Consider the following 20,078-nt stretch of genomic DNA (forward strand, 5'->3'; position numbering starts at 1 on the left):
GCTTCCGTTTGACACGAACCCGTTAGATGTAAGGGGACGCAAATGACAGGTAGTGGAAACTACTTAAAGTAGTAGCTAGTAGAGTGAGGGCTATGCCCGTATTGTGAAAAACCCCCGGCTACGCCGGGGGATATTTTTTGTACCTATTAAATATAGTTTTTAAAGGCCTAGCGGGTATTGGGCCTTTTGGCCCTTGCGTTTTGGTGAGTTTATTAATTAGAATAAGATAAAATAAGTTGATTATTCCAAGGAGAAAACATGACCCATAATAAAACCTTGCTTTTATTGGCCTCCCTTTTGTTTGCGTGCCCTATGGTCTTTGCGCAAACGACCGATAATAAGTTTCTTACTTCCGAAGATGTGATTGAGCTGGAACTTCGCCATGATTTAACACAAAGAAACCGCTTAAGCGGTAAATTTGCCACGGTAGAAGACTCCTATCGCACCGCTTTGTTGGAACGTTTTCTTGCTTATACTAAAATAGACAGCCAAAGCCAGTTGGATGACAGTATGGATTTCCCCATGAATGATAATTTGCGCCGCACGGCTGCTTTGCTTTATCAGGAAATTCAACTTTTTGCCAAACCGGCCGGGTGGAAAACCCACTTGAGTGAAAACCAATACATTTATGTGTATATTCCTTCCAATATTAAAAAACAAGTGCCGGTATTGGGTTTTAGCGCCCATTATGACACCACGCCCGATATCCCCGGCAGCGGCATTAAGGCCCGCGTAATTAAAAATTATGACGGCGGGGACGTGGTTATCAATCAAGAGAAAAACATTATCATTAATCCCCAAAACGAGCCTTACTTGGCTAACGTAATCGGGCAGACCATTGTGGTTTCCGACGGGAACACCATGCTTTCCGCCGATGACAAAGCCGGCGTGGCTACCGTAGTAACCGCCATGCAAACCTTGGCGGAAAACCCCAACATTAAACACGGCCCCATTCAAGTGGTTATCACCCCTAACGAAGACATCGGCATGGCCGGCGAAGGGCTGGATATGGATTTGTATTATCCTGAAATTCCGTTTGATTTTGACGCCGGTGTAAACGGGGAAGTGATTGTGGCAAATTTTTCCGCCTATGGCGCTTTGGTTAAAATCCATGGGGTGAACGGGCACCAGTCTTACGCCGCCACCAATGGGTATAGAAACGCCACTATTGCCGCGGCCGCCATTATTAACGATATGGTGCCGTTGGAAGATTTGCCCAATTACAGCACGGGAGAAGACGGTTACATTGAACCGCACCACACCACTTATGACGCGCAAAACAATACGGTAACGGTGGATTTCCGCCTGCGCTTTTTTGACCCCAAACAAGGGGAAGCTTGGTTTAAACGTTTAGATCAAGCCGTGGCGGACGCCGCCCAAAAATATGATGTAAAAATTGAAAAACAAGTGGTAAAACAATATACCAACGTGGCTGACGGTATGCACCCGGCCGCCCAGGAATTGGTTGGCAAAGCCTTGAAAGCCGCCGGCGTGGAGCCCAAATTCTTAAAAGAACGCGCGGGTACGGGGCCGGCTATGTTTGCCAAACGGGATATTTGCCTTGGCGCCCCCTGCTTGCCTACCGGGCAGAACAATCCCCATAGTTTTAAAGAATGGCTGAGCGAAAAAGATTTGTTTATTTCCTATAAGGCGGCGTTGAATTTGGTTAAGTTTGTGCAGGACGTTCCCTCCGTGCCGCAGCGTGCCCAAAAAACGCAGCAGCGCGCCGAGGCCGCCAAAGCCAAATTGTTAAACGCCTTGAAAAAAGACCAGAAAGTACAAAGTATTATTAAAGGGAAATAAACGTTTAGGTATGAAGATTTTAATTGCTACGGGCAATCCGCATAAATTTAAAGAGCTTCTTGCTATTTTGCCCAAAAAGCAAACCGGCGGGAAAAAGCTGGAGTATGTCAGCTTAACGGATTTTAAAGGGCTTACCCTCCCGCCGGAAACCGGGGCCACCTTGGCGGAAAACGCCGCCATAAAAGCGGTTTACGCCGCCAAAGCAACCGGTTTGCCCGCCGTGGCGGATGATACCGGATTGGAAGTGGGCTATTTAAACGGGCGTCCGGGCGTGCATACGGCGCGCTATGCCGGCGAATATGCCGATACGGACGAAAACAACCGTAAACTGCTGGCGGAACTGGACGGGCTTTTGTTGCACCAGCGCGGGGCCAGTTTCCGCACGGTGGCGTGTTTGGCTCTGCCCAATGGACAAACCATTAGTTGTGAAGGCAAGCTGGACGGCTACATCGGTTTTGGTTACCGCGGGGAAAACGGCTTTGGGTATGACCCGCTGTTTATTGTAAAAGACACCACCCAAACGTTAGCAGAACTAACAGACCAGGAAAAAAACCGCATCAGCCACCGGGCCAAGGCGTTTAATTTACTGGCTGAAAAACTGAAAGTTTTAAAATAGATAAAATAAGCGTATAAAACCCCGGGATTTTCCCGGGGTTTTTGTTTTATGGAGAAAATAAAACCGCCGGGCTTGTAAACAGCCCGGCGGTTTGAAAAGGCTTTTTGTTAGTCCGTGTAGTAGTTGTCAAAATAACCGGTTACGTAAATGACGGGGGTGCCCTTGTCTCCGGAGCCGCTGGTCAAGTCACACAAAGAACCTAACAAATCCGTCAAACGGCGCGGGGTGGTGCCCAGGGCTTGCCCGCCAGCGTTGGCTTGTACCGCTTGGCGCACGTCGGCGCCGGAGTCTATAAGTGATTTTAGCTTCGTTTCATGCGGCATACCGCTTAGGCCGCCGGTGGCAGCGGGGCTTACCAACGGGTCCGCCAATTCCCAAATGCCGGTGGAGGGGTCTTTATAGGCGCCGTCCCCATAAATAAGTACTTCCGGGCGTACGCCGGTTTTGGCTTCTACGGCTTGTTGCAGACGGTCTACAAAAGTTTGGCAGTCACGCGGGAAGAGTTTCACGCGGTCTTCGTTGGAATAGTTGGATCCCAGCAGGCCAAATTCCGCATTAAATCCGCTTTCTGGGCGCACGGGCTGGGCGCATATATCGGCCAAGGTGTGCACTTTAAAGCCTTTGTCCGCCAGCTTTTTGGCGTAGGCTTGGCGGTTGTGCACCGTGCAAACTAAAACTTGCTTATGCGGGTTGTTGAAATATTTTAAAAAGTTGTCTAATCCCCATACAAAAGAAATGGTTATTTTTTGCGGGTCAATGTCTTTATACAGACGGGGGTAATTCATGCCGGTAATGGGGTGGACGAAAGAAAAGTAAGGGCTGTCTTCCCCAAAAAGGCCTTCTTGGTAGGCGTAGGGGTCTTCACAGGAGGGGTTCCCCACTTCATCGGACGGCAAGGAAAACACAATATGCACTTTTCCTTTAATGCCGGCTACAATGCCTTTTAACATAGGTAAAAAACGGTTGCGGCTGAAAATGGGGGAAAACAAGGTAACATCCCCCTGCGGAAAAAGCCGGGCTACGGAGGCGGAAATATCTTTTAATGTAACAAAATTGCCTTGGCTGCGCGCCACCAGCGATTCCGTTACCCCAATAATGCCTCTTTCCTTAAAAGAAAAATTTTCCTCTTTGGCGGCTTGGGCCAGGGTGTCTGCGATGACGGGCACAATGTCCGTCCCTTCTTTAATTAACGGCATGCGTATGCCGCGGGCTACAACTCCGCTGTATCTCATAATTTCCTCCTGCGGCCAAAAGCCGCCTTTGGCAGTATATCTTTTTGTCGGCGCTCTTTTCAACCGCCCATAAAAAACCGGGGTATAAACCCCGGTGTGTAAAATTTGTTACAGCTGTATGGTTAAATCCGTAAATTCAATAAGCGTAAACAAATTAATTAACGCCCCGGCGCTTAAGAATGGGCCAAAGGGGATGGCATCCCCTCCTTTTTTCCCTTTAAAAATTATTAAGAAAATAGAATAAATCAGCCCCAGAAAGGAAGCAAAAATAACGGTGGTAATCACGCCCTGCCAGCCGATTAAAGCCCCCACTCCGCCCATTAGTTTTACGTCCCCTCCTCCCATGGCTTCTTTTTTAAATAAGAATGTACCAATAAGCGCAATAGCCAGTACGCCAAAAAAACCTACGCCGGCGCCCAGCAAGCTTTGCAGCAATTTTTGCCACCAAACGCCGTCAAAGTTGGGGTTGCACCAAGAAAAAGCCAACCCAAATACAATTAAACCCAGGGAAAAGCGGTCCGGTATAATCATTAATTCCAAGTCAATGACGGACAAAATAATAAGCGCATATACGGCTGTCAGCACGACAAACGTCCAAGGGGTTAAACCGTAGTGCCACACAAAAAGCAACGTAAGCGCCCCGCTGACGGCTTCTACAATAGGGTATTGAATGGAAATAGGAGCCTTGCATTTGCGGCATTTGCCCCGTAAAAAAATATAGCTAAACAGCGGGATATTGTCATAGGGTTTTATGTGTTCCCCGCATTTGGGGCAAAAAGACGGCGGCCACACAATGGATTTATTCTTGGGAATGCGGTAAATACATACGTTTAAAAAACTTCCTATAATCAAACCAAATAGGGTTGAAAAAACCAAAATAAGCGTTTCCATAAAATTCTTAACATCCTCTTAATTATTTAAACATAAAAGCCCCCGTCCAATGGGCGGGGGACAAAGGTTGTTAGTGGGTATTCCACGCTTTTCCGTAGCTGTCTTCTTTGTCCGTATTGACAAACACGTCCCCATAGCGTGGGTCTTCGGGGTTGTTTACATAGGCCCAGCCCCCGGTTTTAGAGAAGGCTTCCTCATACGTGCCTGTGCTTACGTGGGAAGACGGACGAAAACCGGGTATTGTGGCCTGGGGGATTATTTCTATGTATTTAGGCACCAGGCAGGATAAATCATCCGTCGGGTAAGTGCCTTGGTGTTCCCCGTAATACGCGGCAATGGCGCTGCGCATTTTAACCAGTTTGTGCTTAGTGCTGCCTTCTTTGGCTTTGTTTACCAAGTTGATAAAACGCGGTACGGTAAAGCCCATCAGTATGGCAAAAATAAGCACTGTTACAATAATTTCAACAACCGTAAAACCTTTTTTCATAAAACCTCTTATTTCATTCCCAGCGCAACCAAAGCGAATACCTTGGCGTCACCCAGGGTGTTTTTGATGCTGCTGTACTCATTGGGTTGGTGGGCCATATCAAATAATTTGGAAAACACTACCGCCGGATACCCCGCATTGCGGAAGTACGCCGCCACGGAGCCCCCGCCTACGCCCATGGGTTTGGGTTGGTTTTTATAAACCTGCTTGGCGCTGCGCACCACCAGGTTTACAAAGGGGTTTTTCTTATCTGTGGGCAGAGAAGAATCATTAATGGGGGTTTCCACTTTAATTTTTACTTTGAATTGTTTTTCCACCGCTTTTACTACGCGGGCCACTTCTTTTAATACGTCCGCGTTTTTATAGCAGGGCAGGACGCGGCAGTCCAAATAAAACACGTCCGTACCGGGGATGGTGTTTACGTTGGGAACGTTGGCTTCGCGCTTGGTGGGCTCAAAGGTGCAGGTTACTTCCGGGGCGAAGAGGCTGTCGCGCTTATTGAATTTTTTGTGCAGGGCTTCGTCCAGTTTTAACACCAAATGACTGGAAACGCGGCTGGCGTTTACGCCGCATTTGGGCATGGAAGCGTGGGTCTGTTTGCCGTATACGGTAAATTTAATCCACAGCATGTTCTTTTCGGCAATTTCCACCATGGTGCCAGTGGGGTTTCCTCCGTCAGGCACTAAGAAAACGTCGTTTTTGGCAAACGTTTTTTTGTGCTTTTTCAATAAGGCTACCACGCCGTATTCGCTGCCGAGTTCCTCGTCCGCGTTAATTAACAGGGCATAGTTGCACGGAGGGCGGATGCCCAAATCCATAAACGCTTTAACGGTCAGAACGCCGGAAACCAACCCCTGGTGGTTGTCTTCCGAACCGCGTCCGTAAATTTTGTCCCCCTTGATAACGGCTTTAAACGGGTCCGTGTTCCATAAAGAAAAATCACCAGGAGGCACGATATCCATATGCGCCATTACCCATAAATTTTTGCTTTTGTCCTGCCCGTAGTATTTAGCTACGATATTGGGCCGTACGCCGTTTTTGGCTTTGGGGTCTTTTATGTTAATGACGTAAAGTTCGTCAAACTTCATGGTTTTAAGAAGCCCCAGCAGATACTGCGCCTTAGCGTCTTCTCCGTCACCGCCGCTGTGGGGGGATACGGCCGGGCAGGCAATCATGCGGGTTTGCATTTCCACCACTAAATCTTTGTAACCGTCTATTTTAGAGAATATTTGTTTTTCTTCTTGCATTGTATACCTCGCTTCCTACCCGGTTAAATGGGGTTGGGAACATCAATAAATTCTGTTTCTATGCCAAATTGGCGGCGGGTTAAATCCATAAGCGCCAGTACGCCCGGCTTTTCGGAATTGTAATGCCCCAAGGCCAGGCAGTTGATGCCCGCCTCCCGGCACCATTCCTGTACTTGCTCTTCCAAGGAACCGGTAACATACAAATCCAGTTTTTGTTCGGCCGCTTGGGGCAGCATGCTCCAGCCTCCTCCGCTTACGACGCCCACCGTGCGGATGCGCTGCGGGCCGAAGGAAAGCAGCCGGCCCTGGGTTTGGCAATATTCTTCCAATAAAGAACAAGCTTCCGCCAGCGGCAAATCCACCTTGCCTTTAAAGCCAATGTCCGTGCCGTGGTATTGCCCAAAAGGTTCCACTTCCTGCGCGCCCAAGCGTTTTACCAAGCAGGCGTTGTGTCCTATTACCGGGTGCAAATCCAGCGGCAAATGGTAGCCCGCCAAGGCCAAATTATTTTGCATTAAAAAACGCACCCTTTCCCCAAAGCTGCCGGTAAGGCGCTGCTCTTTGCCCCATAAAATACCGTGGTGCACCACAATGAGCTGGGCCCCCGTAGCGTGGGCGCGCACAAAAAGCTCTTTGCCGGCGGACACCCCAAAAGCAATTTTGCTGATGTTTTTTGGGCCGTCCACCTGCAGGCCGTTTTGGCTGACGTCCGGTATTTGGGACACGTTTAAATAGGCGTTTAAAAAGCCGATTATTTCATCGCATGCCGTCATAATTTTATGTTATCATTTTATAAGATGAAAAGAACACTTTTTTTATTGATTTTTTCCTTTTTTTTCTCTTTTAACGTTTTTGGGCAGGATATCCCGGTGGCCCCTTACTTGCCTGCCCAAAGCGGACCGGACAGTTCTTCCTCCCCCATTACCGTGCAATATCCGCACGAAAAAATGACCGTGTCCCGCGGAGCCAAAAAAATTTTTCTATTCGGTAAATTAAATTTAAAAGACCCTGTTTTAGACATTAATGGGGAAAAAATCCCCATACACAAAAACGGCGCGTTTATTGCCTTTTTGCCTGTGGAAAACGGGGATTTTGAGTTTTTGCTTACCGCCCAAAGCGAAGGGCAAACCTATCAAGCCAAACGCACGGTGGTAGTGCCCGGCATGCCCATTAAGAAATTATTTGAAAAAGCGGAGTTTGACCCGGAAGAGGTTTACCCCCAAACCCCGGTGGAGCTGGTGCCGGGGGATTTGATAGAACTGTCCGTACGGGGAACCCCGCGCACAGAGGTAAGTTATACGCTTTCGGGCCTAAAAGGGGCTAAGAACATTATCATGAAAGAGGATTCCTCCGTCCCCGGGGTTTACCGGGCCAAATATTTAATAGCCCAAGACCAAAAACCCAAAACGGTAAAAGTAACTTACCGCATGCAGCATGCCCCCGGTAACACCAAAGCCAAAATCACCGCCCCGGGCCGCATTAAAATTTTGGACAGTAAAAACCCGTTTACCACGGCGGAAATTACATTGCCCGGCATTAAGCTGCGCAAAATACCGGTAAAAAAAGAAAACTTATATCCTTTTTACCGCGCTTACGGGCGGGTGCAGTTAAACGGTTTATCCAATGGGTTATACCGCATTGCTTTAAATGAAAATGAATCCGCTTGGCTGGAAGCCGACCGCTTAAAAATACGCTCCTTTGGCGGATATGAAGAAAATTATATTAATGAAATGTCTTCCGCCGTAACGGACGCAAAGACCCGCCTGTCCTTTCAGGGATTGCGGGAAGTCCCCATCCAAGTGCAGGAGTTCAACGACCGCTTTGAGCTTACTTTTTATTATACCCGCGGCTTTGGTGAAAACTACAGCCTGGATACCACCAGCCCGGTGGTAGATTCCGTGGAGTGGGTTTATCCCGCCAAGGATACGGTTAAATTTATTATTCACTTTAAGAAAGACGTTTCCCTTTGGGGCCATGGATATGATTTTGAAAACGGCACCCTGCTTTTGGACTTAATGCATAAGCCTCTTTTAAGCCCTCAAAAAAACCAGCCGTTAAAAGGCGCGCGTATTTTAATTGACGCCGGGCACAGCCCTAAGCGGACCGTTCCTTACGACGGAGCCGTAGGCCCTACGGGGTTTTTAGAGTACGAGGCCAATTTGGCCCTTGCGCAAGATGTAGAAAAATTATTAAAGGAAGCCGGCGCGGACGTGATTATGACCCGCCGGGGAAACAACCACATCAGTTTGCAGGGGCGCTATAATAAGGCCATTAAAGAAAATGCGCATATTTTTGTAAGTATTCACTATAACGCCCTGCCGGAAACGCTCAACCCGCTTTCCCGCCCTAGGGGATATTCGGTTTACTATAATTATCCGCACAGTTTGCCGCTTGCTAAGGCGGTGTATGAAGCGTTTAACCGCTATGTTCCGCTGCCGGATAACGGGTTAATAGCCAATGATATTTTGTTTATACCGCGCATTCCGCAATTCCCCAGTATTTTGGTGGAAAACGCCTATATTATTTTGCCTGAACAAGAGGAAATGGCGCAAGACCCCGCCGGACGGGCCAAGTTTGCCAAAGCCATTTATCAGGGAATTTTGGATTTTTATTATCCCAAACCGGCGGTAGTACAGAAGAAAAACACCAAAAAACGTTCTGGGCGCCGCCGCTCCAAACCGCGTTTTTAACCGGGGCGAAAAATAAAACCTTCCAATGCGGAAGGTTTTATTTTTAAATTTATTTGGCTGCGGATTTTAAGGCCTGTTTTAGGCGGTGTGCCGCTTCTGAAGACAAGAACTGCATATCATAAACTTCTATGTGGGTGCCTGGCAGAAAAGACGTCAGTACCGCTTTGTAGTCTTTGCCCGAACGGGCCATTTTTACCATGCGTTCTTGGCAGATAACGCCTTTGGGCAACGCCTTTTGCGCGCAGGTGTTATATTGCACGCGGGCTAGTTTTTTATTTCGTAATATGGCTTGCCCGGACGTTTCTTTAACGGCTTGTTTCACCAGTGCGGAAGGAGGTTCTTTGTCATTTACGCGCTTGCGGCAGTTGTAGGCTTGGTCAACCGGGGTGGAGAACAGCTGGAAATAGGCCCAGTTCTGGTTGCCTTTTTCCAACTCAGCCAGACGGTTTTGTACCATAAACAAAGCAAAAGTGCGCACCATAACGCTTTGGGCTTTTAATGCGTTAAGGTTTTTTTCTCCGCCCAGCTCGCAATTTACCACTTGGGTAACATAATTTTCCAGCTCTACCGTTTCCACAATGTTAATGCCGTTTTTTGCGTATACGGTAAGCGGCCCGCTGTACGTAATGTTGCCGCCGTAAGCGGCTTGACGCAAGGTAACAAAGGGGCTAATGTGGTGGGCGTCTTTGGGTAAATTTAAATTTCCGGCTGGAAGAGGACGGCTTTGCAGAGAAGAAAGAGCCCGCGGAGTATTAAAATCCACCTGTTTGCCCAGAGAACGTACAATGTCTATTTTTTCGTTGGTTATTCCTAATGATTTTTTTGTGTTTTTTTGCGGGTTATGCAGCGTAAGGCGCATTTTGCCGTTGGCGTTTTCCAAAAGCAGGCGGTTTTCTTTGGAAATAGGGCCGTAAAAATGGTCTTCCCCTATGACGACTGCGTAATTTTGGGCAAAAGAAAGCTCCGTCCTGGCCGCGCGTTTTAAAATAAGAACATGGAGCGTACCGGCCGGAAGCAAACACGGGCAAAGGACAAACAACAGCAGGCTGAGCAGAAACCTCTTCATACTTATATTCTAGATTCTCAACAGAAAGAAACCAAGGGTCTTTAGTCCCATGGTGGAAATGGGACTATGGAAACTGTTTTCTTTTTAAAATTTATTTGCTAAAATAAATAAGTAGATTTTATGCCGGGGTGCTGGAATTGGTATACAGGATGGTCTCAAAAACCATTGCCCTTTCGGGCTTAAGGGTTCAAGTCCCTTCCCCGGTAAGATTTTAAATACAAAAAAACCGCTAAAAAGCGGTTTTTTTGTTGTAATAGGCTTCTATTTTGTTTTTATCCTTTTTTAATAGTTATCTCATAATTACGCTTAATATAAAGAAAAGTATAGCCATAATAATAGAACTTCTAATAACGATTCCTAAAAATACTAAAGGCAATCTGCCGGCAGAAATTCTTGGGGAATCTTTGCTGTTGTATTTAGCGTCAAATTTTTCTTGCGGCATAACGCAAAATAAAATAGCTTGTATGATAGGCACCAACAGAAATATCCAAAATACGGGCAAAAATACACTTATAAAAATTAAATTTTGTGCAGCAGCCGCATACCAAGTTGCTCTTCCTTCTAAACCTAGGTAGATATATTGCCCGCCGACAAACCAAAAGAACCATGTAAAAGCACCCGCCGCATATTTATTTTTTCTGGATGAACTTACGCAAAGAGTTTCTTTTTCCTTTGCTTTTTTCTCGCTATAACCGCAATTTGGACAAGTTTCCGCCAAATCAGAATATTCTTTCCCGCATTCTTTACATTTAATCAACGCCATATTATTTCTCCTTATTATTTTTGATTTATTTTTTCGGGCTCAAAGTATAACAAGAAGCAAAATCGGGCAAATAAAAACGGCTGTTATATTTGAGCCATTCAGACTAACCCAAATATAAACAGCCGCGGTTTCCTGCCCGTTGGGGCAGGAAACACTCGGCACAATATGCCCAAGGGATCAGCTCGGGTATACTGTGCCTCAAAACGACTGTTTTTGGAGTCTGAATGTGCCATTGGTATCCCAACAGCGCACCGTATTCTGCATACGGTTCCAAAAACAGATTCAAATTGTATATAAGCCGCGTTTAAGGCTTATTAATTAAGAGTAAAGCCTCACAATAAATATATCTTAATTATAAAAATTTTTCTGTGTTTTGACTATATTCATTTTAGAATAATAAGTTATTGTTTCATATATAGAGTGTTTTGCATGATTATTAAAAATTGTTTAGTCTTTGTGTGGTAATTCTACATTTTTATGGGGATCTTATAAACCCCGTAATTCAAATCTAGCCAGCCAATAATATAATTCTTAATATTTCAGAGCTAGTTACACAAGAATTAACCCCCTCCTTGCTCTATGGTAGTCAAAAAAAATAGTTATCTCCAACCAAAGTTCAATTATGATTTGAAATGCTTTCTAAAAGCTTGTATAACAGAGGCTGTTAATAATAGCGGTAATATGCTTGGGGATAAGAATCTCTTCTATTTGGTAAGATTTTAAAAAATTAGACCCTTTGACAAGTAAGTCAAAGGGTTTTTTGTATATAAAAAAAGGGATTTTTTTGTGGAAATACAAATAATACGTCGGATAAAAATCTGTTAGGATGCGTATATATTGAAGGATTGCTTTTACAAAAAAACGGATACAATGTCCTATCTTACATTAGGAGGTTGTATGAAAAAAGTATTGTTGTCCTTTTTGTTGTTATCGGCGGCGTTTCCGGCTTGGCGGCTTTTGTAATGCTTCATCTTACGTTGGAGCGGTATTATGATATCCATTCCGGCTTGCTATCGGCCCTGTTTGCTTTGATTTATTTCACGGCAACCTATTTAACCATTTTTTGGCAGCCGGTTGAAGAAGGAATACAACGCAGCCGTTTGGCTTGGCTGGCCGGGACGGGGTTATTCTTCTTGACGGCGTTTTTCCCGCTGCAATTTAGCGGCAGTTGGGTAGATGTTTCTTGGGCGTTGGAAGGGGCCGCGCTGGTATGGCTCAACCGCAAGCTGATGCATAAAGGATTAACGCGCACCGCTTTTGTGTTGCTGGGAATCGTCTTTTTGCGTGTGCTGTTTTGTACGAAATATACGGTGCCGGCAAATGAGGGCGGTTTGCTGTTTATCAATCATTTCCTGTATGCGTTTGGTATTTCGGCGGCGGCCATGCTGTATGCCGCTTGCGCTTGGAAACCGCAGGAGGAAACCGGTTTTATTGCCTGCTTAAAAGGACTGGGCGGAATGTTGTTGTTTATACTTATGCATATTGAGATTGCGGTTTGCTTCTCCCAGGCAGAGAGTAACATTAATTTAGATGTATTTGGCTCTTTTAATTCCGCTATTGTGTATACGATGGGGTGGACCGTGTTTGGTGCCTCCTGCTTGTTATTGGGCTGGGGAAAAGAAAAAAGTTTCCTGTCCAAAATAGGCTGGATGTTGATTGGGCTGGCTTTGTTTAAGCTGTTCTTTTCCGACATATGGGCTTTGGACGGAGGATACCGAATCATCGGTTTATTTGGCGTGTCCATTGTGCTGATAGGCATCTCGTTTATGTTTCAGATGCTTCGCAAAAAATCCTAATTTAAGCGCAAACCCCCGGTTATTAAACCGGGGGTTTTGGTATATGGCATACTAAAGAGCTGCCAGGGGTTTATAGCTATCGGGTAGCAGGTTGTTTACAGTATGTAAATAAGAGTTAGTGTAGGTTTTTTAGCGGAAATACGTCTGGCCTTGTCCTTTTTATAAAAAAACAGATTCCCTGTCCATTAACAAACAGTGAGAAGTTATTGTTTAGCAGGCTAAAAAAACCGCCCGCTGCAACAAAAGCGGGCGGAGCAAGAAAAACAAGAATAGCGTTTAATTGGCGGCTTGGTTTGCGGAGGCTGGCGGGTTTTGTTGGGCCCACAGGGTAACCAGCCGCATCAGCGTGCGGAAAGAGGCTTCCATTACGTCCACATCGGCGTATTCCAACTCGCTGTGGATATTGTACATACCGGCAAAAATATCCGGCGCGGGAATGCCGGCGGCGGCCAGGGTGGCGCCGTCCGTCCCGCCGCGGGCGGAAACTTCTTTGGGGGTGATTTCTTCTGCCTGCATGGCGGTTTTGGTTAACGCAATCATATCCGGCGGGAGGGAATTTTTCATGTTTTTATATTCGTCCTTAAATTCCAGCGTGGCTCCCGTGGCGCGCGGGTTCATTGCTTTTACGGTATTAAAAGCGTTCTGCACGGTAGAGGTTAAAGACGCAAATTCCTCGTCAGAAAACGCGCGGATAATGCCTTTAATGGTAGAAGTATCCCCTGTATTGGATATTTCGTCCACATAAATAAAGCCGCGTTTGTCCGCCGTGGTTTCCGGCCGCTGCTGGCGGGGCAGTAAAGTGTGAAAGTCTGACGCCATGAGCAAGTTGTCGGCAAAGGCGGAGTTTTGCGCCGCGCCCGGGTGTACGGCCCGGTTGCCTTTAAATACAATGGTAAAGGCTTTGGCGTTAAAGTTTTCGGTCATTAATTCGCCCAGATCTTCTCCGTCTACGGTGTAGGCGTAGTCCACCCCCAAAGAGGCAATATCCAGCTTTTCAATACCGGCGCCGGTTTCCTCATCCGGCGTAAACACAATGGTAATGGGCCCGTGGGAAATGGCCGGGTGGTCATACAAATACTGCACCATGGTCATAATGATGGATAGCCCGGTCTTGTCGTCCGCTCCCAATAGAGTACCGCCGGAAGCCACAATTAAATCATGCCCGTGGGCTTTGGTTAAAAGCGGGGCGGTGTAGGAGTTTAAAGCCAATTTGCTTTCCGCGTTAATCACAATTTCCTGCCCGTTGTATTTGCGGATGACGCGCGGTTTTACGTCTTTGCCGGAAATTTCAGGCGCCGTATCCATATGCGCCAAAAAAGCAATGGTGGGGACCTCCTTTTTTATATTGGAGGGGATTAGCCCCGTAACGATGGAATACTCGTTTACTTTTACATCTTGCACGCCGTACTTTTTAAGCTCTTTAGCCAGCTGTTTGGCCATTTGTTTTTGGCCTTTGGTGCTGGGGACTTGGTCCGTATCGGAGCTGCTTTGGGTATCCATTTTTACGTATTTTAAAAAGCGCTCGGTTAATTGTTCTTTAACGGGGGCTTTGTCATAGCGGGTGATGGTTTTCCAATCCTGCCCGTGGGCGCACATCGGCCCCAAGGCCAGCCCTGCGCCAAGCAGGGCGGAAATAATGCGTTTGTTCATTAGGCTAAATCCTCCAGGGAAGCGGTTACTTGGGCCAGCGCCAGTTTGGCGGCGGCCAGTTCCTCGCGCGTTTTTTCTACTTGTTCTTTGGGCGCGTTTTTAATGAAATTTTCCTGCGCCAAGCGCGCCTCGCGGGAAGCGATGTTGGCTTTGGCTAAACCCAGGTCTTTTTCCAGGCGTTTTCTTTCTTTTTCAAAATCAATCAGCCCGGTTAACGGCACGTATATAGTGATGTTTTCATACACGGCGGTGGCGGTTTGTTTGGGTTTTTCCATATTTACGCCGATGCGCAAATCGCCCACCTTGGCCATGAGCGTAATGTAATTTTCATACGCTTTAAGCACTTCCAGCTCATCTTCCGTCTTGGCGGAGAGAACCGCCGTAATTTTTAAAGCCGGCGGTACGTTAAATTGGGAACGTATCGTGCGGATTTGGCTGATAACGCCTTGCAAAAGCGTCATTTTTTCCACGGCTTCTTTATCCGTTAAGGCCGGGTCAAACTGAGGATAGGCTTGGTTGAGCAGGAATTCTTCCTTCTCGCCCACATAGGGCCGCAGGGAAGCGGCGATTTCTTCCGTGATGAACGGAATAAGCGGGTGCAGCGCTTTTAACGTGCCGTATAAGATGTTTACGCACAAGGCCATTACTTTTGCTTTATCGGCGGTTTGGAAGCGCTGTTTGGCCAGTTCCACGTACCAGTCGCAAAAATCGCCCCACAGGAAGTGGTAGAGCGTATTGGCTGTTAAAGCCAAGTTATATTTTTCTATGCCTTCGCGGGCGGTTTTTATGGCGTGGGTGTAGCGGTCCAAAATCCAGCGGTCGGCCAGTTCGGTAATGTCTTTGGGCATGGAAAGCGGGCCCTCAATGCCTTCCATATTCATTAAAATAAAGCGGGAGGCATTGTAAATTTTGTTGCAGAAATTACGCGCGCCGGTGATGCTGTCTTCGGAATACGGAATGTCTTTACCCGGTATGGCCTGCATTAAGAGCGAAAAGCGCACCGCGTCTGTTCCGTATTTGGCGGTCATGTCCAACGGGTCAATGACGTTGCCCTTGGATTTGGACATTTTCTGCCCGTGCTTGTCACGCACAATGCCGTTTAAGAATACGTCTTTAAAGGGAAGCTCTCCTTTAAATTCAAGCCCGGTCATTACCATACGCGCCACCCACAGGTATAAAATTTCATAACCGGTAACCATGGTGGTGGTGGGGTAGAAATAATTGAGTTCCGGGGTGTCTTTCGGCCAGCCGAAGACGGACATCGGCCACAGGGCGGAAGAAAACCAAGTGTCCAGCACGTCCGGGTCCTGCACCAAATCGTGCCCGCCGCAGACGGGGCATTTTTCCGGTTTGTTATAGGAAACAATGGGTTTGGCGCCGTCTTCAAAAGAAACTTTGGTCAGTTGCTCGTGCCCTTGCTGGTCTTTGGCAAAGGTCAGGCCGCCCTGGCTGCAGTGGCGGCAATACCACACCGGTATGCGGTGCCCCCACCAAATTTGGCGGGAAATGCACCAGTCTTGTATGTTTTTAAGCCAGTTTACAAAGGGCGTTTTCCAAGACTGGGGGTGGAAGCGCAATTCGCCGGATTCAGCCGCTTCAATGGCGGGTTTAGCCAGCTCGTCCATTTTTACAAACCACTGTTCACTCATAAACGGTTCAATGGCGTTATGGCAGCGGTAGCAGGTGGAAACGGCGTTGTTGTATTTTTCTTCTTTTACCAAAAGGCCGGCGGATTCCAAATCTTTTACGGTTTCTTTACGGCAGAGTTCGCGGTCCATACCCACGTATTTTTCGGGGCAGTTCATCATCTTGCCCTTGTCGTTGATGACGGTCATAATGGGCAGGTTGTGGCGTTGGCCTACTTCGTAGTCGGTCGCGTCGTGCGCGGGGGTGATTTTTAAAGCGCCCGTACCAAAGCCCAGTTCTACGGCTTCATCGGCAATGACGGGAATAGCGCGGTTGGCCAGCGGGATAATTACTTTCTTGCCCACCATGTCTTTATAGCGGTCATCTTTGGGGTTTACGGCGATGGCCGCGTCTGCGTAAATGGTTTCCGGGCGGGTGGTGGCGATGACGATGCCGTCGGACCCGTCTTCCCCTTTATAACGCAAATACCACAATTTGCCGGCGTGCTGTTCGTGCTCCACTTCAATATCGGACAAAGCGGTAGAACAGCGCACACACCAGTTGATTAAGCGTTTGCCGCGGTAAATGTATTTTTTCTCCCACAAACGGCGGAAACATTCATAAACGGATTGGGCGCGGTCTTCGTCCATGGTAAAGCGGAGATTTTTGGGGTCTAAGTCTATGCTCCAACCCATTTTTTTAAATTGGTTGAATATGGCGTTGCCGCAGTCGTTATACCAATCCCACACGGTTTTTACAAATTCTTCGCGGCCCAGGTCATGGCGGGATTTATGTTCTTCTTTGGCCAGTTTCTTTTCAATTACGTTTTGGGTGGCAATGCCGCCGTGGTCCGTTCCCGGTACCCAAAAAGCGCATTCCCCAAACATACGGTGGGAGCGGATAAGCACGTCCTGCAAGGTATCGTTTAACGCGTGCCCCATATGCAAGGCGCCGGTAATGTTTGGCGGCGGAATGACAATAACAAACGGTTTTTTATTGGGGTCAATATGGGCGGCAAATAATTTAGCCTGCTGCCATTTATCCACTAATTTTTTTTCTACTTCCTGCGGTTCATACGCTTTGGGTAACATGATTAAGTCCTCTTGCTTAATTAATTTCTTCGCGTAATGTGACTTTACGCGCTTATTTATATTTTACCAATTTATAGGGGGCTGGTTTCCAAAGGGCGCAAAAAAGGCGCCCCGTTTCGGAGCGCCTTTTTAAAGAAGCGGGTTTATTAATGCCCCAGCGCGTCAGCCACTTTTAATGCGCTAAACACCGCCTGCGGAGAGACGGCAAAGGGCATGTTGTGTATGGTTTCTCCCTCGGCGCAGCTGGCTTGGGCGGCTTTTTTAAGGTCTTCGTCAGACACGTCTTTGAGGCCCAACATTTCCAGCGTGGTGGGCAGTCCCACCTGCCGGCAGAAATGAAGCACTTGGTTTATTTCTTCTTCCGGGGCGTTTTCCAATACCAGCTGGGTTAGTAAGCCGAATACCACTTTCTCCCCGTGCATGGCGCCGTGCCCGCCGGGAAGCACCGTCAGCCCGTTGTGTATGGCGTGGGCCGCGGCCAGGCCGCCGCTTTCAAAACCCACCCCGCTCATATAGGTATTGGTTTCCACAATATTTTCCAATGCGGTGGAAACGGTTTTTGCTTCCGCCGCCAGCTTGGCGCGCAGGCCGTCTTTAAACAGGCTGTCGCGGCAGGCTTTGGCTATGGCTAAAGCGGTGATGGAAGACGTGCCCCCCGCCGTGGTAATCTTGCCGGAGGCAAAACAGGCGCGGGCTTCGTAATACGTAGCCAGCGCGTCCCCCATGCCGGCCACCAGCATGCGTACGGGGGAACTGGCTATAATATCCGTATCTACCAGCACCACGTTGGGGTTGTGTTTTAAAATGAGGTAGCTTTCAAAAACGCCTTCGTCCGTGTAAATGACGGAGAGGGCGCTGCAGGGCGCGTCAGTAGAAGCGATAGAGGGGGCAATAATCACCGGCAGCCCGGCGTGATGGGCCACGGCTTTGGCCGTATCTAAGGTTTTGCCTCCGCCTATGCCGATAATTACCCCCGCCTTTTTGGCTTTCAAATCCGCCAGTATGCGGTTAATTTCCGTTTGGGAACATTCCCCGCCAAATGTATGTATGGCTAAGGATACTCCTTCTTTTTTAAAGGCTTCTTCCAGCCCGGCCCCATGGTGTTTTACCATATGCGGCCCCATAACGGCGTATGCGCCGCTTTGGCTTAGACCGGCGGCGTATTGCGGCAGGCGCGTTAAGGCGCCCGGGCCTTGCACGTATTTCATAGGTGAATAAATAATTCTGTCCATATAATCCCCTTGTGTATAAAGTAATGTTCAGGCTTCTTAATTATATATTAAAAGATTCTGTTTTCAAGGGGCGTATTTGGGTTAGGTTTGGGCGCGGCATACCAGGTGCGGCAAAGCGTTGATTTTTGAAAAAATACGTTCAAAAAAGATACACTATTTATATGAAACAAATACAAAAAACCTGGCAGGGATACTCCGCAAAAAGGCACAATTCCGCCTTTTTTTTATTTGTCTTTTTGAGTATGCTGACGGCTTTCGGCCCGTTTGTGACCGATATGTATTTGCCCAGTCTGCCGTCCATGACTCAATATTTTGGAACCAGCATTTCCATGGTGCAGCTGGGGCTGACGTTTTCCATGCTGGGGCTGGCGTCTGGCCAGTTGGTGTTTGGCCCGCTTAGCGATAAATACGGCCGCCGGGTGCCGCTTTTAGCGTCTATGGTGTTGTTTTTGTTTTCCACGCTGGGGTGTATTTTTTCTCCCAACATAGAGCTGTTTGTTTTGCTGCGTTTTGTGCAAGGCGTGGCCGGGGCGGGGGGAATTGTTATTTCCCGCTCTATTGCTACCGATAAATTCAAAGGCCAAAACTTAGCCAAAGCTTTGGCGGTGGTGGCGGCCATTAACGGCATTGCTCCCGTGGCGGCCCCGGTGTTGGGCGGCGCCGTGTTAAAAGTAACCACTTGGCGCGGCGTGTTTGCGGTGTTGTTGGCGTTGGGGCTGGTATTGTTGGGGGCTTGCGTGCATTTTAATGAATCTTTGTCCCATGCAAAACGTTCTCGGGAAAGTTTGTGGAAAAGCTTCTATTTATTTAAACAGGTGTTGCGCAACCGCAAGTTTGTTTTTTACGTTTTGCAAACGGCTTTTGCGCAGGGAATATTGTTTGGTTATATAGCCTCTTCCCCTTTTATTATACAGGAGCATTACGGTTTTTCTCCCTTTGCGTTTAGCTTATTTTTTGCCGTCAACGCGGTGGCTATTGGAACGGGGGCCGCGGTGTCGGCCAAGTTTAAGAGGCTGGAAAACGCCGTGCTGGCCAGCTGCGCCGGCGCCTTGGTATGCGGCGCGGCAGTAATGGGCGTATTGTTGACCGGAGCCGGAATATGGGTTTTTGAAGGGATTTTGTTTGCTATGCTTTTTATGTTGGGGCTTGGTTTTACGTCCGCCACCGCGCTGGCGATGGACTGTGTGCGCAATCAAGCCGGCACCGGTTCGGCCGTGCTTGGCGCGGGCGGGTTTTTGTTGGGAAGCGTTGTGTCCCCTTTAGTGGGTATGGGGAATATTTTGCTTTCCACCGGGATTGTTTTTGTGTTTTGCGCGGTATGTTCCGGCGCGTGCGCGCTGTTGGCGCGTGGCGCAGGGAGCGTGAGGAATAAAGCCCGGCAGTCTTCTATATCTATTTAAATAAAAATGTTTCTTTTTTGCCCGTAAATGGTTACGGGCGTTTTTTTAGGCTTGACTTAGAGTTAACTCCAAGTACTATAATAATTTGGTAAGGAGGCGCCTTTATGACCATATCTGAAGTGAGTGAAAAATACGGCCTTCCGGCCGACACCCTGCGTTATTACGAAAAAGTGGGCCTTATCCCGCCTGTGGGACGCAAGGAAAGCGGCGTGCGGGATTATTCCGAGGAGGACTGCGGCTGGGTGGAATTTATTAAATGTATGCGCGGCGCGGGCTTATCCATTGAAACGCTGATGCGCTACGTGGCGCTTTACCGCAAAGGAAACCGCACCTTAAAACAGCGCAAACAGTTGCTTATTGACGAGCGGGACAAATTACAAGCCCGCATTAAACAAATGCAGCAGGTGTTAAAGCGCCTAAATTATAAGGTGGAAGTATATGAAGAGCGCATTGTGGCGTGTGAGAAAAAATTATTGCAATAGAGGAAA

Annotated in this window: 16 protein-coding genes and 1 tRNA gene; 7 read left to right on the forward strand and 10 right to left on the reverse strand. The window is 47.8% G+C overall.

Going from position 1 to position 20,078, the window contains the following annotated elements; all coding sequences use genetic code 11:
* The first annotated feature begins 258 nt into the window (after window positions 1-258).
* Together pepT (ACQY33_RS03185) and rdgB are read left to right on the forward strand one after the other, a co-directional pair.
* Complete coding sequence (pepT, locus tag ACQY33_RS03185) at window positions 259-1,803, forward strand: tripeptide aminopeptidase PepT (protein WP_428073869.1); 1,545 nt, start codon at window positions 259-261, stop codon at window positions 1,801-1,803.
* A gap of 10 nt (window positions 1,804-1,813) precedes the next feature.
* Window positions 1,814-2,419: an RdgB/HAM1 family non-canonical purine NTP pyrophosphatase gene (rdgB, locus tag ACQY33_RS03190; RefSeq protein ID WP_428073871.1), complete on the forward strand. Its 606-nt coding sequence runs from the start codon at window positions 1,814-1,816 to the stop codon at window positions 2,417-2,419.
* Between the two features lie 107 nt (window positions 2,420-2,526).
* Here rdgB and ACQY33_RS03195 read toward each other — a convergent pair whose 3' ends face one another.
* From ACQY33_RS03195 to ACQY33_RS03215, 5 genes are all read right to left on the reverse strand, one after another.
* Window positions 2,527-3,651 (reverse strand): coenzyme F420-0:L-glutamate ligase, encoded by a 1,125-nt coding sequence (locus ACQY33_RS03195; protein WP_428073873.1) that lies wholly within the window; start codon window positions 3,649-3,651, stop codon window positions 2,527-2,529.
* Window positions 3,652-3,759: 108 nt separating this feature from the next.
* Window positions 3,760-4,542, reverse strand: coding sequence for a prepilin peptidase (locus tag ACQY33_RS03200; RefSeq protein ID WP_428073875.1), 783 nt, complete (start codon window positions 4,540-4,542; stop codon window positions 3,760-3,762).
* Between the two features lie 70 nt (window positions 4,543-4,612).
* Window positions 4,613-5,029, reverse strand: coding sequence for a type II secretion system protein (locus ACQY33_RS03205; RefSeq protein ID WP_428073877.1), 417 nt, complete (start codon window positions 5,027-5,029; stop codon window positions 4,613-4,615).
* Window positions 5,030-5,037: 8 nt separating this feature from the next.
* Complete coding sequence (locus tag ACQY33_RS03210) at window positions 5,038-6,276, reverse strand: M20 family metallo-hydrolase (protein WP_428073879.1); 1,239 nt, start codon at window positions 6,274-6,276, stop codon at window positions 5,038-5,040.
* A gap of 23 nt (window positions 6,277-6,299) precedes the next feature.
* Window positions 6,300-7,049: a Nif3-like dinuclear metal center hexameric protein gene (locus ACQY33_RS03215; protein WP_428073881.1), complete on the reverse strand. Its 750-nt coding sequence runs from the start codon at window positions 7,047-7,049 to the stop codon at window positions 6,300-6,302.
* Window positions 7,050-7,073: 24 nt separating this feature from the next.
* Here ACQY33_RS03215 and ACQY33_RS03220 point away from each other — a divergent pair, with 24 nt between their 5' ends.
* Window positions 7,074-8,966: an N-acetylmuramoyl-L-alanine amidase family protein gene (locus ACQY33_RS03220; RefSeq protein WP_428073884.1), complete on the forward strand. Its 1,893-nt coding sequence runs from the start codon at window positions 7,074-7,076 to the stop codon at window positions 8,964-8,966.
* A 49-nt stretch (window positions 8,967-9,015) separates the two neighbouring features.
* On the opposite strand, the gene ACQY33_RS03225 is transcribed toward ACQY33_RS03220, so the two are convergent.
* Entirely contained in the window at window positions 9,016-10,032 is a 1,017-nt protein-coding gene (locus tag ACQY33_RS03225) for a SpoIID/LytB domain-containing protein (RefSeq protein WP_428073886.1), read from the reverse strand.
* A gap of 122 nt (window positions 10,033-10,154) precedes the next feature.
* Between ACQY33_RS03225 and ACQY33_RS03230 the strand changes: the two genes are divergently transcribed.
* Window positions 10,155-10,238, forward strand: a tRNA-Leu gene (locus tag ACQY33_RS03230).
* A gap of 83 nt (window positions 10,239-10,321) precedes the next feature.
* Here the strand turns inward: ACQY33_RS03230 and ACQY33_RS03235 are convergent.
* The gene (locus ACQY33_RS03235; protein ID WP_428073888.1) at window positions 10,322-10,795 is read right to left on the reverse strand and encodes a hypothetical protein; all 474 of its coding nucleotides are present in this window, start codon (window positions 10,793-10,795) and stop codon (window positions 10,322-10,324) included.
* Between the two features lie 893 nt (window positions 10,796-11,688).
* On the opposite strand from ACQY33_RS03235, the gene ACQY33_RS03240 reads away from it, so the two are divergent.
* Window positions 11,689-12,591 carry a DUF2339 domain-containing protein gene (locus ACQY33_RS03240; protein ID WP_428073889.1) on the forward strand — a complete coding sequence of 301 codons (903 nt, stop codon included), beginning with the start codon at window positions 11,689-11,691 and terminating at the stop codon, window positions 12,589-12,591.
* Between the two features lie 276 nt (window positions 12,592-12,867).
* Here ACQY33_RS03240 and pepT (ACQY33_RS03245) read toward each other — a convergent pair whose 3' ends face one another.
* From pepT (ACQY33_RS03245) to ACQY33_RS03255, 3 genes are all read right to left on the reverse strand, one after another.
* The gene (gene pepT / locus ACQY33_RS03245; RefSeq protein WP_428073891.1) at window positions 12,868-14,241 is read right to left on the reverse strand and encodes a peptidase T; all 1,374 of its coding nucleotides are present in this window, start codon (window positions 14,239-14,241) and stop codon (window positions 12,868-12,870) included.
* A complete protein-coding gene (locus tag ACQY33_RS03250; protein ID WP_428073893.1) occupies window positions 14,241-16,958 on the reverse strand; it encodes a valine--tRNA ligase in 2,718 nt (905 codons plus the stop codon). The genes pepT (ACQY33_RS03245) and ACQY33_RS03250 overlap by 1 nt, the downstream gene beginning before the upstream one ends.
* Before the next feature lie 146 nt (window positions 16,959-17,104).
* A complete protein-coding gene (locus ACQY33_RS03255; RefSeq protein ID WP_428073895.1) occupies window positions 17,105-18,190 on the reverse strand; it encodes a glycerol dehydrogenase in 1,086 nt (361 codons plus the stop codon).
* 161 nt (window positions 18,191-18,351) lie between these two features.
* On the opposite strand from ACQY33_RS03255, the gene ACQY33_RS03260 reads away from it, so the two are divergent.
* Together ACQY33_RS03260 and ACQY33_RS03265 are read left to right on the forward strand one after the other, a co-directional pair.
* Entirely contained in the window at window positions 18,352-19,590 is a 1,239-nt protein-coding gene (locus ACQY33_RS03260; protein ID WP_428073897.1) for a multidrug effflux MFS transporter, read from the forward strand.
* Window positions 19,591-19,694: 104 nt separating this feature from the next.
* Window positions 19,695-20,072 carry a MerR family transcriptional regulator gene (locus ACQY33_RS03265; RefSeq protein WP_428073899.1) on the forward strand — a complete coding sequence of 126 codons (378 nt, stop codon included), beginning with the start codon at window positions 19,695-19,697 and terminating at the stop codon, window positions 20,070-20,072.
* Window positions 20,073-20,078 lie beyond the last annotated feature (6 nt).

The organism is Candidatus Avelusimicrobium aviculae, from assembly GCF_949292495.1.
GTDB lineage: Bacteria > Elusimicrobiota > Elusimicrobia > Elusimicrobiales > Elusimicrobiaceae > Avelusimicrobium > Avelusimicrobium aviculae.